Below are 15,426 nucleotides of genomic sequence, written 5' to 3'. Positions count from 1 at the left end.
CCTCCAAAAGGGCCGCCAACAAGACAGCGAACACCTTTTGAAGAGTTCTGACTAATTGTTCCTCCAGCTCTTTTAATAAAGGCCATTCTGTGGTAAAATGTTTCATGGACTCTCTCCCTCCTGTTTTATTGATGTTGGTCATCACCATCATAGCAGGGAGAGAGTCCTTTTTGCATGACATTTGCTTTTTTCTACCGCGCTTCGCTTGGTGGCCCCGACGAGCGTCGCGAACAAAAGTTCGCAACCCTCGTCGGGGAATCATTCCTGAATGTCACCCACAAATATTTTACTCACACTATAACAATTACACACGACACATGGGCGGTCATCCCAAATGTAGATGAAGCATGGAAACGACTACATTCCGAATGGCTCCCTGCTTCTCGTTATGAACTTGCCCATGCCCCTTTGATTGAATGCTATTATCCACCAAATCATCATCCAGAAAATGAACTATGGATTCCAATTAAACAGAAATAAATACAAATGAAAGAACGCCAACGCATGCCAAAGGAGCACATATCGCTGGAGACTCCTTTGGCACATGCACATAATCAAAAATACAAATGTGCAAAGCCGATCACACTTGCTACCGTCAATGGACTAAGCAAGGTAGATAAAAATACAGCTTGAGCGGCGTATGCTGGATGATGATTGTATTCTAATGCATACAATGCTGTATTTCGCGAGCAAGGATATGCACTAGCAATAAGCAACGCTTGAGCTGTAATTCCTTCCATATGTAAAAGTAAAATGATCAAAAAAGCAATGAAGGGCGATAAGATTAGGCGGCTACAAATCGTTATAAACATGAGACGCGGAATACGTTTCACATCCATATATGCAAGTTGAGCACCTAGCGTCACCAAGGCAACCGTTAAAAAAGCATCAGCTACATGTTCAAGGGGGCGCCAAATAAATGCTGGGACGGCAATATCAAACAACTTCCAAATAACAGCGAGAACGAGTGCATAAATAATCGGATTTTTTAACATGTCACGTGTTATTTTCTCCCTATTTTCACTCGCCGAAATAAATTGAAACACGCCGTATGTGTTCGTTAAAAAGTTTTGGAAAATCGTTACAACAATTTGAATCGACATCCCTAACGGTTCATGGCGAAATACGAGCTGGCTAACCGGGATGCCGAAATTGCCGGAGTTATTAAGCACGATTGTGTTTTGAAATGTTGCTCCTAGACTACGGTCAAGCTTTAGCCATTTCGCCATGGCAGCGCTAAGCGCAATGAGCGTACCGTTTTGTAAAACGAGAAAGAAAAGAACGTGAAACAACACCTCGCTTTTCATATCGCTTTTATACACGTTCACAAAACCAACAGCTGGAAGCAAAAAATACGTCGTCATTTTCGACAACGTATTCATATCAAAATGAAACAACCGATGCAAATAAGCCCCTGCGCCAATCAATAAAAATAGCGGCAAAATAACATCAATCACAATGCGGATGAAAATGTCCAATGAACATCCTCCTTAACTCCTTTTTAACCGATAAATTCTTTCCGGTCTTCCGACGGTTCCATAAGAAACGTCTGCGATGACGATAGATGCAGATACCAAATATTCCAAATACCTTCTCGTAGTCGTTCGGCTTGCACCAATTAATTTCCCGACTTCTTCTGCTGTTACCCCATCATGATATTGCTTCATCACAGTTAACACTTTCTCTAATGTCAATCGATGAATTCCCTTTGGAAGCTCGTCACTCGCATCACTTAATACGTAGTCTCTACGAATCAGTTCATCAATTTCTTCTTGACTAATAATCTCTTTTTCCTTCGTCATCAGCTGCATTTTGTCATGATACTCTTTATATCGAACTAATGTTTCTGTAAATCGTTCTAACATAATTGGTTTAATAATATAATCAAACACTCCTCCACGCATCGCTTGCTTCAACGAATCAACTTCGCGGGCAGCCGTAATCACAATCACATCAATATTCATAAAATGCTCCCGTATCCACTTCAATAAATGCAAACCATGCATATCTGGAAAGTAAATATCTAATAAAACTAATTCTGGTTGAAGTACGGTGATAAATTCTTTTCCTTCTTGTTCATTCGTAGCGATCCCCACCACTTCATATCCCGGAACTCGCACGACAAATCTCCGATTAATTTCTGCAATTCGTTTATCGTCTTCTACAATAAGGACTCGAATCGGTTTTGGCATCTCTCATCTCCTCCGCTTTGGAATCACAACGGTAAAGACAGTTCCTTTTCCTTTTTCTGTATGATACGTAATATGACCTTGCAATGCTGCTAACGATTTTTGAACTAAATCAAGCCCATATCCGCGATGCTTCCCAGGTTTTGTGGAAAATCCTTTACTAAATATTTCCAACTCTAATCCTTCCGCAATCCCTACTCCTGTATCCTCGACCTCAATAATTAAATCCTCGCCAAGATCGGTAAAAAATGCCGTAACACGCTTTTCTTCCCGACCGTTTTCTACGACCGCCTCCATCGCATTATCAATAATATTTCCGATAATGGTGACAAGGTGGTCACGGTCAATATTAGAAATATCACGAAAACTACTTTGCCGATCAATGTCAAACGTAATTTTTAGCTCGCTTGCTTTGTTAAATTTTCCGATTAACAATCCCCCGATGACAGGATCAGGAATTTCTTTCATGACAAACCGGACAATATCTTGTTGGACGTTTGTTTCTTTTGTAATGAGCTCTAGCGCTTCTTCATAAGATTCTAGCTGAATTAACCCAGAAATAACATAAAGTTTATTAGAAAACTCGTGCGTCTGCGCCCGAAGTGCTTCGGCGTAGCTTTTTACTTGAGACAACTCTTTTGCTAGTCGATAAAGCTCGGATTTATTACGAAACGTCGACACCGCCCCGATGACAGCACCTTTTTTGTCGACAATGGGAATGCGATTAGCAATCACCGTTTGTTCCCCTATTTCCATTTCCACGTCGTACTCTGCTTTGCCCGTTTTCATCACATCTAACAGTCGGGAATGAGGGATAAGGTGCAAAATATACTTTCCTAGGAGATGTTCCTCCATTTTACATCCCAACATCTCCATTGCCGTCTTATTAACCATTGTCACTATACCATCTTGATTAACCGCAATAAGCCCTTCACGAATCGCTTCTAATATCGCTTGTTTTTCTTGGTAAAGAATCCCGATCTCTTTCGGTTCTAATCCGTGAATTGATTGTTTTACCGTTCGGGCAATAAGTACAGAACCAACCACCCCAAGTAATAGCGCAATAATCGAAAAAAGGAAAATTTTCACCGTATACGCCCGAACGATTTTTTGTATATCTTCGAGCATAAACCCGACCGACACAATCCCAATCACTTGGCCAGATTCATCAAAAATCGGCGCTTTCCCGCGAATGGCTGGTCCAAGTGAACCGACAGCTTCTGAAATAATCGATTTTCCTTGAAGAACCTCGTCGTTATCTCCACCAACCATTTTTTTCCCGATCCTCTCTTCCACCGGATGAGAATAACGAATTCCTTCTTTATTGCCGACGACGACATACTCTGCGCCTGTTTTCCGACGGATCGTTTCAGCAAACGGCTGAATTTGTTTATGCGGCTCTTTTTGTTGAAAAGCGTCTCTTACTAATTGAACAGCCGCTACACTCTCCGCTACGTTCAATGCTCGCAATCCAATCTGTTCTTTTAAAGTGGAGGCTAGCATATGCTGAAAAAACAGTGATAAAAACACAATGACGACAATAATTAATGAACAAATGATAATAATAAGCTTCGTTTGTAATTTCATCGTACCACCCTTTAGAAAAAAGAGAAAGACCGACTGCTTAACGCAGTAAGTCTTCCATTTTTACATATCTTCGTTTACGATGACCGATTTTCCTTTTAATTTCATTATAAACGGAACAACAATCCATAAAATGGCGGCGATTAGCAGAACAAATGAAATCGGTTTTTCAATAAATACAAAAAAATCCCCATTCGATGTTGTAAGTGCTCTACGCATATTATTTTCAATCATCGGTCCTAACACAAGACCTAATACAAGTGGTGCAAGTGGAAAGTCATTCGCAGCAAGCAAATATCCTAACACCCCGAAACCAAGCAACAGAAAAATATCAAATGTTGTAACTTGAACAGCATATACACCGAAAATAGAAATAGCAATAATAAGTGGTAATAAATATTTAGTTGGTGTCTCAATAATTTTAGCAAATATTTTGACAAGCGGCATATTCAAAATAAGAAGCATAATATTTCCAATAAACATACTTGCAATTAAGCCCCATGCCACATCTGGATGTTCATCAAAAAGCAGCGGCCCGGGTTGAACGTTATACATCATCAATGCCCCCATTAATATCGCAGTCGTTCCTGAACCTGGGATTCCTAATGTTAAAAGAGGAATCATTGCTCCACCGGAAGCTGCGTTATTCGCGGATTCCGGTGCAGCAACTCCAGCGATTGCTCCTTTTCCAAATTTCTCAGGATGTTTACTTATTTTCTTTTCCAACATATAAGAGAAAAAAGAAGCTAACGTAGCTCCGGCTCCGGGCAATATTCCGACCAAAAACCCAAGGAGTGAGCCGCGGGCAATCGGACCCGTACTTTCTTTTAATTCTTCCCTTGACGGAATAATCCTCCCGATTTTTGCAATACCGTCATTATTTTGCTCGTTATGGAGAATGGCTTTAAACACCTCCCCAAGCGCGAAAAGCCCAACCGCAACTGTTAAAAATTCCAATCCTCCATAAAGAAACGAAATATTATACGTAAACCGTGCTACTCCTGATACACTATCAAGCCCAATCGTTGAAAGCAATAATCCAAAAACCGTCATCATCCAAGCTTTCGTCATTGAATTCCCAGCAAGTCCACTGACTGCTGCCAGCCCAAGAATCATTAACGAAAAATATTCTGCTGGTCCGAACTTTAGCGCTACGTTCGAAAGGGGTTCCGCTAGCAACACAAGGGCGATTAGAGAAACGATTCCAGCTGCAAACGAACCAATTGCTGCAATGGCTAATGCAGAACCCGCTCTTCCTTGCTTCGCCATTTGGTACCCATCAAGCGCGGTGACAACTGATGACGATTCCCCAGGCGTATTAAGTAAAATCGAAGTCGTTGAGCCTCCATACATAGCTCCATAATACACACCAGCAAGTAAAATAATGGAACTTGTTGCAGCCTGTGCTGGATTGAGCCCTGATGTCATGGAGGCTGTTACAGGAATTAACAGCGCCACCCCGCTCATCGGGCCTATTCCTGGCAAAACGCCGACAGCCGTTCCAATCACTACACCAAGAAAGGCAAAAAATAAATTATGCAACTGCAATGCCGTTTGAAATCCTTCAAGAAGAAATGCCACACTCGTTCCCCCTTACTTCAACCAAATCGGCCAACTTGGCAACGTACCTTGCAACATCTTCACGTATAGTCCGTACACCCCGAACGAAAAACAGGCAGCAATCACGATTGACTTCCATATTGAACCTTTTTCTACCGTCTGAAATCCGATAATAAGAAAAAGAAACGTGGTAATTACGTATCCGATTGGTTCAAGTAATATAGCGTAAAAAATGGCGGAGATGAATATCATCCAAAATTTTTTATATTGCAACCGTTGCTTTTCCCCGCGAGTTGACGGATACCCGATCGTTTCGAATAATAACTTAATACTAAGCACTACAAGAATAAGTCCCAACAAAAATGGAAATACGTTCGGACCGACTACACTTCCGTAGGTACTCTTTGAAATTTGTAAACTCTCTATCATAAACAATACTCCTATTGCTAAAAACGTCAAAGCCGCGACGCGGTCAAACGTTTTGCTCATCGCCACACCTTCCTTTCGATTTAGAAAAGGGGAAGAAAACTCCCCCGTCCATTTATTTATGCATGCCAAGCGACTTTAACATATCACTAATTAATGTTTCTTGTTCTTGTAAAAATTTTGTAAATTCCTCTGCATTTTTGTAGTCTGACTGCCATCCTTGCTTCTCTAGTTCTTGTTTCCATTGGTCGTTCTCTACTAGCTTTTGGAACGTTTCTTCCCAAAACTTTTTCGCATCTGCAGACATTTCTTTCGGGCCGAACACCCCTCGCCAAATCGTAAACTCTGCATCAATATTAATCTCTCTCATCGTCGGAACGTCTTGCAAATCTCCACCGAGGCGTTCCGGCGCAGAAACAGCAAGCACTTTCACTTTCCCTGCTTTCACATACTCGCCAACCGAAGAAGCATCTGTCGCAATAACGTCTGCGTTTCCGCCAAGAAGAGCTGCAATCGCTTCGCCGCCTCCATCGTATGAAACGTATTTGACCATTTTCGGATCAATTCCTGATTTATAAATCGGAAGAATTGCCACTAAATGATCCATTGAACCTGGTGCCGATCCACCAGCAACCGTTACAGATTTTGGGTCTCTTTTAATTTCAGCAAGCAACTGAGCTAATGATTGGAATTTAGAATCTGCTTTGACAACAATCGCTCCATAGTCTTTCGTTAATTGGGCAAGCGGAGTAGTATCTTTATAGCCGAACGGGCTATTTCCTTCCGCTTTCAAGTTGTTAATAATAATCGGTGGAGAATTTACAAATAGCTTATAATCATTTTTTGTATCTTGGGTGGCATACTCTGCCATAAACACTGCTCCCCCACCACCCGGCTTATTCTCAACTGTCATCGTCTGCTTCACTAAATTCGTTTCACTTAATACTTTCGTAATCGCCCGTGCGGTTAAATCCCATCCCCCTCCAGCCCCTGAAGGTGCGACAATCACAATCGGTTTCGTCGGATAATTCAATTTTTCTGATGCTTTCGTTGTCGTATTCGCTTCTTTTGTTGTGGAACTGCTTCCACACGCACTAAAAATTAGTACAACCAACCCTATAACCAACCAACTGACCCATTTTCTCACCATTTTCTTCCCCCTTGTTTTTGATAACGTTTACATATTCGAAAGTAATTATAGCAACAATTTTCTGAAAAATAAGTTTTTGAAAATAAAAATAATTTTGTGCATTTTGTGCACAAAACAGTGAAATGATCCTTTAACTTGGAGAATAAGTAACTATTCATCCACATGATCAAGTGGGCTGAACATTTTTTGTATTTCTTGTCTATGATGTGAATACTCATAGACAGGGAGGCGAATCGCATGTTGACGGTACAACAAGCTGTATTTACAGTAGAGAGCCTCATCGGCAAAGTCCAACAACAAAAAAAGTTGATTGCTCATCAACAACAAGTCATCGATCAGCTTTTGACAGAAATCCAGCAACTACGCAAAGAAAATGAACAACTCAAGTATCGTATTCAAGAGCTGGAAGCACGAAAAAAAACAGCTCCAATAGCCATTTGCCCCCATCCTCCGACCGTTTTGCCAACACACGTTCTTCACGCGAGCCATCTGGCAAAAAGCCAGGTGGACAAGAAGGACATCATGGAACGACGCTCCGTCAAGTGGAACATCCATATCATCGTGTCGTCCATCGTGTGAACATGTGTCAAGGATGTGGGACTTCTTTGCGTGAAGTCAAGCCTTTCAAGGTCGATGTCCGTCAAGTTGATCGCATCTTAGCGGAAGTACAGCACCGATTGGAAACGATGACACCTCTCCCGAAAAAGGCACTTGCCTTTGTTCGACGGCTTCAAAAACGAAAGGAAGAAGCGCTTCGTTTTTTGCGAGAAGCTCATGTTCCCTTTGACAATAACCAAGCAAAACGAGATCTTGGCATGGTCAAAGTGAAAGAGAACATCTCCGGCACGTTTCGTGAAGATACATTCGCCTAGTCTTTTCGTATCACAAGGAGCATCGTTTCCACACTCACGAAGCAAGAAAAAAACGTGTGGGACTCGCTGTGTCTTCTGTTAACAGGCGAAACACTCGCTCAAGCTCTTTCTAACACGTAGGGCATTTTCTGTAACAGAGATGCCCTATTTATGCTTTTTTTTTACATACTACTATCGGGGTGAATAGTTACAAGAATAAACCCGAAAACTATGAAATAATTCGAGAAGATACGCTCTATCCTAACAGTTGTCTAGAATGCAGTAATTTGAAGAATGACAAAATTAAAACCCAAAGAATGTTGATTTTACAGCATTCTTTGGGTTTGCTTTTTTTAGATTTCGGGATTAAATACTACTTTTCGGACAGTCCCGAGCATGTTAAGTTTTTACCGGTTCCGATTGAAGATAATCAGCTTTAACTCTGTCATTTCTTCGATTGCGTAACGAATACCTTCGCGTCCAAATCCGCTTTCTTTTACCCCACCGTACGGCATATGATCGACACGGAACGTTGGAATGTCATTAATAAGAACCGCGCCGACATGTAGTTTCTCTGCCGCTTCCCATGCGTTATGAACGTTCTCTGTATATATGCCTGCTTGCAACCCATAGCGCGAATCGTTGACAAGTGCAATCGCTTCGTCGACGGATGAAACTTTATTAATCAACACAATCGGTGCAAACACTTCTTGGCATGATACTTTCAATGCTGGTGATGCGTCTAAAATGACTGTCGGCAACAAAATATTTCCTTGTCTCTCTCCACCAATTGCAACGGTAGCACCTCCTTGTTTCGCGTCCTCGATCCATTGTAAAGAACGCTCCACATCTTTTTCAGAAATAAGAGCCGAAACGTCTGTCTTCGGATCAAGCGGGTCACCGACTTTCAAATGCTTCACCGCTGTCACAAACTTTTCAACGAATTCTTCATACCGTTTTTCATGCACATAAATACGCTGCAAGGAAATACACACTTGTCCTTGAAAAGAAAAAGCACCGACGACACACCGCGGAATGATTCGATCAACGTCCACTTGCTCATCAATAATGACGGCTGAGTTTGACCCTAATTCTAGCGTCACGCGTTTTAAGCCAGCTTTGTTGCGAATAGCGATTCCTACTTCAGGACTTCCTGTAAATGTGATCATGCGAACACGCGGATCTGTCACAATTTGATCGCCAACTGTTTTTCCGCTACCTGTCACGACATTGAGTGCCCCTTCTGGCAATCCTGCTTGTTCAAACAACTCCGCGATAAAATATGCAGAAAGCGGCGTTTGGCTCGCGGGTTTCAATACGACCGTATTTCCAGATGCAATCGCAGGACCTAGCTTATGCGCTACTAAATTCATCGGAAAATTAAACGGGGTAATCGCTCCAATCACTCCAATCGGTTCTCTTACCGTAAAAGCGACACGATGTTCCCCACCTGGAGCAGCATCAAGTGGAATCGTCTCTCCATGAATTCGCTTCGCCTCTTCTGCTGCAAATTTATACGTTTGAATCGTGCGCGCTACTTCCGCTTTGGCGGTTGTGATTGGCTTTGCGGCTTCTTTCGCGATGATCGTAGCCGCTTCGTCTGCACGCTGTTGCAATAACGTCACGACTCTCTCTAAAATGGCCGCGCGTTCATGTGCAGGCATCTTCGCCATCGTTCGCCGTTCTTCATCCGCTGCCGCAATCGCCCGTTGGACATGTTGTTTTGTCGCAATTGGAATGTGTGCCAATACTTCTCCATCATATGGCGCCAAAAGTTGTGTGTACGACTCTGCTTCTACCCATTCTCCGTTAATGTACAGCTTCTTTTTTTCTATCATTGTTCTCTCCCTTCCTCATCTCTCTCAATCAAAGCGGCTGATAACCACGCTGAAGTATAGACGCTATTTATTTCTATTCTTTTTTTACAATTTATAATCCTCCATGATTTAACTAAAGCAAAAAAGCCCACTTCATCAAGTAGGCTATAATCGTTCATTCATTTGAAACAATGCAATGGCTCGTTGGCGTTGTAATGAATGGTCTACTGTCGGCTCAGGATAATCGACTTTTATGTTACTTTTCCACGGCTCATGAATATGTGCCGAAGGAAAAGAAGCAAGTTCTGGTACGTATGTGCGAATATACGTGCCGTCTCGGTCAAATTTTTTCGACTGTTCAATCGGGTTAAAAACGCGAAAATACGGTACAGCATCTGTCCCGACAGAAGCAGCCCATTGCCATCCCCCGATATTTGATGCTTCATCGTAATCGATTAACATATGTTGAAAGTATTGTTCGCCCATGCGCCAATCGATCAAATAATCTTTTGTTAAAAACGAGGCAACGACCATGCGCAAACGGTTGTGCATCCATCCTTCCTTTTTCAACTGGCGCATCCCTGCATCAACGAGTGGGAAACCTGTTTTTCCTTCTTTCCAAACTTCAAAGCGTTCATCATCATGCGACCATGGAAGATGACGATACTTTTCAATAAACGCTTCCGTCTTTGTAAACGGAAAATGTGCATAAATCATATGATAAAAATCACGCCAAGCTAGCTCTTTTATATACGTTTCTACCGCTTCGTCATAACCGTTGCCAAATTGTTGTACAACCGCATGAAAAACGGTGCGAATGGAAATCGTCCCAGTTTTTAAATGTGGAGATAAACGACTTGTCCCCACAACGCTCGGAATATCTCGTTTTCGATGATAATATGGAAGTGCCGTATCGATAAACTGCTGTAAAACATGTAAAGCGTCTTGTTCGCTCGTATGCTCCCAACGTTTCGTACATTGCGCAAGCCACATCACAAACATACGCTCATCTTGTTCGGAGAGCGGCGTGATATGTAACATATGAGCACGTAACAAATCGATGTCTACTGAAAACGGAAAACGCTTCGGGCGTTTTCGCCATGCGCGGTAATATGGTGTATATACTTTATAAGGCGTTCCATCTGCTTTTAGTACCTCAAATGTCCCATGTATATGCGCATCATCATATGTATACACTTCCACCCCATACCTTTGTAACAACGCCTGAACGTAATCATCCCGCTCTTTTCCGCGCCCAACTTCGTCTTTATTAAAAAAAATCGCACACATATTTGTATGATGAATGAGGCGAGTAAACACTTGATCCGCATCCCCGTACAATACATGCATGTGAATGCCGTACTCACATAATGACTGGCGAAAGTGCTCAACTGTTTGAAAAAAATATTCATGATGATACGTTCGCTCTTTAGCGAAATAAGGATCAAAATGAAAGAAAAAAAGAAGCTTTCCTTCCCTTTCTTTCGCCCACTGAAGCGCGTGAACGAGCGCTGTATGATCGTGCAATCGAAAATCTCGGCGAAACCAAACAACAGCTGTCTGCATATATACCATCCTTTCATATGTTACGTGTTTTTATTGTACAATATTTGTTCAATAATTGTATAATAAAAAGAAAAAAGAAGGTGAACATATTGTACGATGTCATTGTTGTTGGAACAGGATTCGGAGGGATGACCGCAAGCGCGCTGCTTGCGAAAAAAGGGTATCGCACACTCACGCTCGAAGCTGCAAGCGAACTCGGTGGATGTGCAGGAAAGTTCGAACGACAGTCGTTTCGTTTTCAAGCAGGCGCTACACTTGGGATGGGCTTTGAGGAAGGCGGCGTATTTTCACAACTATTTCATGAGCTTGACATGTCTCCCCCTCCTGTTCATTTATTAGATACGATCATGGACGTGCATTTTTCCGAACGAACGATTCGATATTACCAACAAAAAGAACGTTGGTTTGAAGAAATTGCCCGACAGTTTCCGAAAGATGGGGCAGCGATTGTTCGCTTTTTTGAAGAAATGTTTTCTCTGGCGGATGCGATGCTTTCCTTTGTGTATAAACGACCGATCGTTCCTCCCAAAACGATCAAACATTTATTTCAAGCGATGCAAAAAGCAGATCGCAAGCTAATAAGCGCTACACCATTTTTGTTTCAATCGATTGCGAAACGACTGCAACATTATGGCATCCGTGACGAAACGTTCATTGCTTTTTTAAACGGCCAACTCGTTGATAGTGTGCAAACAACGGTTGAGCGTTGTCCCGCTTTACTTGGCGCCGTCGCCTTAAGCATATTTCATCGCGGAGCGTTTTACGTTGAAGGAGGGCTTTCAAACATTGTTCATACGATCGCTGAACGTTATAAACAGCTTGGCGGAGAACTACGGATGCGTGAAAAAGTTGTGTCCATTCGCAAACAGCGCCATTGGCTTGTAGCGACAAATCGAAAACAAACATATGAAGCGAAACATGTTGTATTTAACGGCTCTGTCCATAGTATTTTTGCCATTTTAGATGATTCTATTAAACGTACATTTTCGATTCGTGAAGAAAAAGAAAAAAAGCGCCCAGCTTGGGGGGCATTTACCATTTACATTGGAGCGGACGACGACTTACAGACAGATAGCCTATACCACCAATTTATCGTCGATCGAACAAAACCGATGAGTGAAGGAAATCAATTTTTATTATCCGCTTCTGCACCGTTCGATCGGCAAATGGCGCCTGTAGGAAAACGTTCCATAACGATTTCGACCCATACCGAGCCACTTCATTGGTGGAATCGTCATGCGTATGATGAACAGAAAAAGATGCTAACAGAACAAATATTGCAACGTGTCAACAAAACATTCCCATTAACGAATATACATGTTCAATTAGTCGGCACACCTGTAACATTTTCTCGTTTTACTCATCGGGCGTTCGGAAAAGTTGGGGGGTATATTCCAAACGGTGCCTTGAGCTTGCTATCTACGTATTCACCACAAACGAATATTGAAGGATTGTGGCTTTGCGGAGACACGGTGTTTCCTGGCGCAGGATCACTTGGATGCGCATTATCAGGGTGGATTGTTGCGGATGGCATTTCAGCAAGCAAATAGCTCTATGCCCAACACATAGAGCTATTTCTTTTTTATTTCGATTGGCACAGATGTTTTTATTTTTATTGCCACTTTCGGATATGTTAACGCTTGAGTAACAATTGCATCTGGCGCTGGTTTTCGCTCTTTATAGGAGACGATCGCCTTCCCTTTTTCGTATCGCACATCAATAACTTCAACCCCATATCCGCCTGTCTTTCTTTCACCAAGATGAATGACAACATACGTCGCATCTTCTTGTTGAACGGCATACGCCTGAAATTGTTTATGTTGTTTTTCATACAACGCTTTCACATGTTGTGGGAGCTGTTCGGCTGTAACTACTTCAGACGCGATGGACTCTCCTTCTTTATACGCATATTGTTTCTCTGCTTTCGATACATTACAAGCAGAAAGAAGAAAACTCATAAACATAATTATCCATTTTTTCACCTTCATATTCCCCCTTTTTTATATTATTGTATGCATAGAAAGCAATAAAAAAGAGCTCCGAGGTAAAACAGGAGCTCCGAACATGACTCATTTACACGAACAGTTTTATTTTTTCTTTTTCATTCATAAAGTGATATTTTTTCTCGACATACACTTGATGCCAAACCATGAAAGTGAGTACCGTCCATATTTTTCGGCTATGATCCGCCCTGTTTTGACAATGTTCCTCTAGCAGACGATACAATACGTCTTTATGAAATAGATGATCTGTTTCACTTTCTTTTATCGTACGTTTCGCCCAGTCATATATTTCATCTTTTAACCAGTGCCGAATAGGAACAGGAAAGCCTAGCTTTTTGCGATGTAAAACATGATCCGGAACAATCCCTTCTGCTGCTTTCCGCAAAATATACTTTGTCGTTTTATTTTTCACTTTCATTTCCGGAGCAATTTTTGCGGCGACTTCAAATACTTTTTTATCGAGGAAAGGAACGCGTAATTCTAAAGAATGTGCCATCGTCATTTTATCTGCCTTCAATAAAATATCGCCTCGCAACCATGTATGAATATCAATATATTGCATCCGGCTAATCGGAGGATATCCTTCTGTTTCGTGGTAAAACGGCGCGGTAATGTTTGTATATGATACATGTTGATTATACATTTTCAACAACTTACTTTTTTCCTGTTCACTATACATTCTCGCATTACCGATATAGCGTTTTTCGATTGGGGTAATCCCGCGTTCAATAAAACTTTTCCCTTTTACTCCTTCTGGCAATACTTTTGCGATCATGGCTAAAATGGAGCGTATGAAATTCGGCATCCTTTCAAATATTTGTAAAGATTTTGGTTCGTGATAAATGTTATATCCCCCAAACAATTCATCCGCTCCTTCACCAGAAAGAACAACGGTTACATATTTTCTCGCTTCTCTTGCTACGAAATAAAGAGGGACAGCTGCCGGATCTGCTAATGGATCGTCCATGTGCCATATAATTTTCGGCAATTCCTCCACATATTCATTTGGAGAAATGATGTAGCTAATATTTTCAACTCCCAACTTTTCTGCCGTTTCTTTTGCTACATCAATTTCGTTAAATCCTTCTCTCGCAAATCCGACTGAAAATGTTTTGATATGCGGATGAAATTGTTTCGCAATAGCTACAATGAGGGAAGAATCAATTCCTCCTGACAAAAATGAGCCGACCGGAACATCGCTACGCATATGAATACTTACCGAATCAAACAACGCTTGTCGAATTTCTTTGACAAGTTCACTTTCCGATTGATTCGTCGGATGAAATGTAGCTTTCCAGTAACGATGGATGTTTAATTTCTCTCCTAGTTTTTTCTTCATATAATGTCCAGGTTCTAGCTTGCGAATGTGAGATGACATCGTCAACGGCTCTGGAACATATTGAAAAGTTAAATAATGTTGCAAAGCATCACGATTCAATTCGTCGTGTTCAAGGGCATATAAAATACTTTTCTTTTCGGAAGCGACAAACAGATGATCTTCTTTTTCTACATAAAAAAACGGTTTAATTCCGAATGGGTCACGTGCTGCGAAAATTTCTTTTTCTTGTTTATCCCAAATAACAAATGCAAACATGCCACGAAGTTTATCTACCACGTTTTCTTTTTCAATACTATATAAAGCAACGATCACTTCTGTATCAGAATGAGTAGAAAATGAACATCCTTTCTTGATTAATTCATCACGCAACTCGACGTAGTTGTAAATTTCCCCGTTAAATATAATCCAATATCTTTCATTTTCATAACATAGCGGCTGATGTCCATTTTCAAGATCAATAATGCTTAACCGCCGAAACCCAAAACTGACGTATTCATCAAAAAAATAGCCATGATCATCAGGGCCACGATGAGTGATCAGATCGTTCATGTTTTGGAACGTTTCTTTCCAGTTACTATTTATCTCTTTCGGGACATCAGAAATATAGCCAACAAAACCACACATCCTACAGTTTCCTCCATCTATATACATCCAAATTGACATTTTAACCTCTGGTTCACGCAGCACACCCGATGCGGCGTAATACCTCATCTGGGTGCTGTAAGACATGTTGTTCAAACCGAGTAATCGACTGGGCGATGTCCTTTTGATCTTTATGCAGGACGTTGGCGATGACTTCGTCTTTCAGCCACTTCCACAACCGTTCAATCGAATTCAAATGAGGCGAATACGGCGGTAGAAAAATAAAATGAAAGGCATCGCCTTCTTCGCTTTGAAGGAAAGCCTGCACCATCCTGGCATGATGAATACGCGCATTGTCC

Annotated in this window: 13 protein-coding genes and 1 pseudogene; 3 read left to right on the top strand and 11 right to left on the bottom strand. The window is 41.6% G+C overall.

Annotated elements, in window-relative coordinates:
• The first annotated feature begins 174 nt into the window (after positions 1 to 174).
• Positions 175 to 480 carry a GyrI-like domain-containing protein gene (locus tag LH47_RS16875; RefSeq protein ID WP_235341137.1) on the top strand — a complete coding sequence of 102 codons (306 nt, stop codon included), beginning with the start codon at positions 175 to 177 and terminating at the stop codon, positions 478 to 480.
• 74 nt (positions 481 to 554) lie between these two features.
• Here LH47_RS16875 and LH47_RS12155 read toward each other — a convergent pair whose 3' ends face one another.
• From LH47_RS12155 to LH47_RS12130, 6 genes are read right to left on the bottom strand one after another with little or no spacing between them, the layout of a single operon-like run.
• A complete protein-coding gene (locus LH47_RS12155) occupies positions 555 to 1,478 on the bottom strand; it encodes an AEC family transporter (protein ID WP_043967882.1) in 924 nt (307 codons plus the stop codon).
• 12 nt (positions 1,479 to 1,490) lie between these two features.
• Complete coding sequence (locus LH47_RS12150; protein ID WP_043967880.1) at positions 1,491 to 2,192, bottom strand: response regulator; 702 nt, start codon at positions 2,190 to 2,192, stop codon at positions 1,491 to 1,493.
• 3 nt (positions 2,193 to 2,195) lie between these two features.
• Positions 2,196 to 3,776 (bottom strand): ATP-binding protein, encoded by a 1,581-nt coding sequence (locus LH47_RS12145; RefSeq protein ID WP_043967878.1) that lies wholly within the window; start codon positions 3,774 to 3,776, stop codon positions 2,196 to 2,198.
• Positions 3,777 to 3,836: 60 nt separating this feature from the next.
• On the bottom strand, positions 3,837 to 5,354 hold the full coding sequence (locus LH47_RS12140; protein ID WP_043967876.1) for a tripartite tricarboxylate transporter permease: 1,518 nt from the start codon (positions 5,352 to 5,354) through the stop codon (positions 3,837 to 3,839).
• 12 nt (positions 5,355 to 5,366) lie between these two features.
• Positions 5,367 to 5,822 (bottom strand): tripartite tricarboxylate transporter TctB family protein, encoded by a 456-nt coding sequence (locus LH47_RS12135; RefSeq protein ID WP_043967875.1) that lies wholly within the window; start codon positions 5,820 to 5,822, stop codon positions 5,367 to 5,369.
• A gap of 52 nt (positions 5,823 to 5,874) precedes the next feature.
• A complete protein-coding gene (locus LH47_RS12130) occupies positions 5,875 to 6,909 on the bottom strand; it encodes a tripartite tricarboxylate transporter substrate binding protein (protein ID WP_043967873.1) in 1,035 nt (344 codons plus the stop codon).
• A 237-nt stretch (positions 6,910 to 7,146) separates the two neighbouring features.
• Between LH47_RS12130 and LH47_RS15430 the strand changes: the two are divergent.
• A pseudogene (locus LH47_RS15430) lies at positions 7,147 to 7,901 on the top strand (IS66 family transposase).
• Between the two features lie 266 nt (positions 7,902 to 8,167).
• Here LH47_RS15430 and LH47_RS12120 read toward each other — a convergent pair.
• Both LH47_RS12120 and LH47_RS12115 read right to left on the bottom strand, forming a co-directional pair.
• Complete coding sequence (locus tag LH47_RS12120) at positions 8,168 to 9,598, bottom strand: aldehyde dehydrogenase family protein (protein WP_043967871.1); 1,431 nt, start codon at positions 9,596 to 9,598, stop codon at positions 8,168 to 8,170.
• A gap of 144 nt (positions 9,599 to 9,742) precedes the next feature.
• Positions 9,743 to 11,152, bottom strand: coding sequence for a cryptochrome/photolyase family protein (locus LH47_RS12115; RefSeq protein ID WP_084221327.1), 1,410 nt, complete (start codon positions 11,150 to 11,152; stop codon positions 9,743 to 9,745).
• An 80-nt stretch (positions 11,153 to 11,232) separates the two neighbouring features.
• Here LH47_RS12115 and LH47_RS12110 point away from each other — a divergent pair, with 80 nt between their 5' ends.
• A complete protein-coding gene (locus tag LH47_RS12110) occupies positions 11,233 to 12,693 on the top strand; it encodes a phytoene desaturase family protein (RefSeq protein WP_052585049.1) in 1,461 nt (486 codons plus the stop codon).
• 21 nt (positions 12,694 to 12,714) lie between these two features.
• On the opposite strand, the gene LH47_RS12105 is transcribed toward LH47_RS12110, so the two are convergent.
• From LH47_RS12105 to LH47_RS12095, 3 genes are all read right to left on the bottom strand, one after another.
• On the bottom strand, positions 12,715 to 13,131 hold the full coding sequence (locus LH47_RS12105; RefSeq protein WP_043967867.1) for a protease complex subunit PrcB family protein: 417 nt from the start codon (positions 13,129 to 13,131) through the stop codon (positions 12,715 to 12,717).
• An 85-nt stretch (positions 13,132 to 13,216) separates the two neighbouring features.
• On the bottom strand, positions 13,217 to 15,109 hold the full coding sequence (asnB, locus tag LH47_RS12100) for an asparagine synthase (glutamine-hydrolyzing) (RefSeq protein WP_043967866.1): 1,893 nt from the start codon (positions 15,107 to 15,109) through the stop codon (positions 13,217 to 13,219).
• A 52-nt stretch (positions 15,110 to 15,161) separates the two neighbouring features.
• Positions 15,162 to 15,426 (bottom strand): transposase (locus LH47_RS12095; RefSeq protein ID WP_043967864.1); only part of this gene is annotated, 265 nt, incomplete at its 5' end.

Source organism: Anoxybacillus thermarum (assembly GCF_000836725.1).
Classification (GTDB): Bacteria; Bacillota; Bacilli; order Bacillales; family Anoxybacillaceae; genus Anoxybacillus; species Anoxybacillus thermarum.
The sequence above is the reverse complement of the archived record's forward strand: the minus strand, read 5'-3'. Positions and strand labels throughout refer to the sequence as shown.

What these genes read in the sequence shown, in the direction of transcription:
- LH47_RS12130 (WP_043967873.1), bottom strand. Translation starts at nt 6,909, where the DNA reads ATGGTGAGAAAATGGGTCAGTTGGTTGGTTATAGGGTTGGTTGTACTA.
- LH47_RS16875 (WP_235341137.1), top strand. Translation starts at nt 175, where the DNA reads ATGACATTTGCTTTTTTCTACCGCGCTTCGCTTGGTGGCCCCGACGAG.
- LH47_RS12145 (WP_043967878.1), bottom strand. Translation starts at nt 3,776, where the DNA reads ATGAAATTACAAACGAAGCTTATTATTATCATTTGTTCATTAATTATT.
- LH47_RS12120 (WP_043967871.1), bottom strand. Translation starts at nt 9,598, where the DNA reads ATGATAGAAAAAAAGAAGCTGTACATTAACGGAGAATGGGTAGAAGCA.
- LH47_RS12135 (WP_043967875.1), bottom strand. Translation starts at nt 5,822, where the DNA reads ATGAGCAAAACGTTTGACCGCGTCGCGGCTTTGACGTTTTTAGCAATA.
- LH47_RS12115 (WP_084221327.1), bottom strand. Translation starts at nt 11,152, where the DNA reads ATGGTATATATGCAGACAGCTGTTGTTTGGTTTCGCCGAGATTTTCGA.
- LH47_RS12105 (WP_043967867.1), bottom strand. Translation starts at nt 13,131, where the DNA reads ATGAAGGTGAAAAAATGGATAATTATGTTTATGAGTTTTCTTCTTTCT.
- LH47_RS12150 (WP_043967880.1), bottom strand. Translation starts at nt 2,192, where the DNA reads ATGCCAAAACCGATTCGAGTCCTTATTGTAGAAGACGATAAACGAATT.
- asnB (WP_043967866.1), bottom strand. Translation starts at nt 15,109, where the DNA reads ATGTGTGGTTTTGTTGGCTATATTTCTGATGTCCCGAAAGAGATAAAT.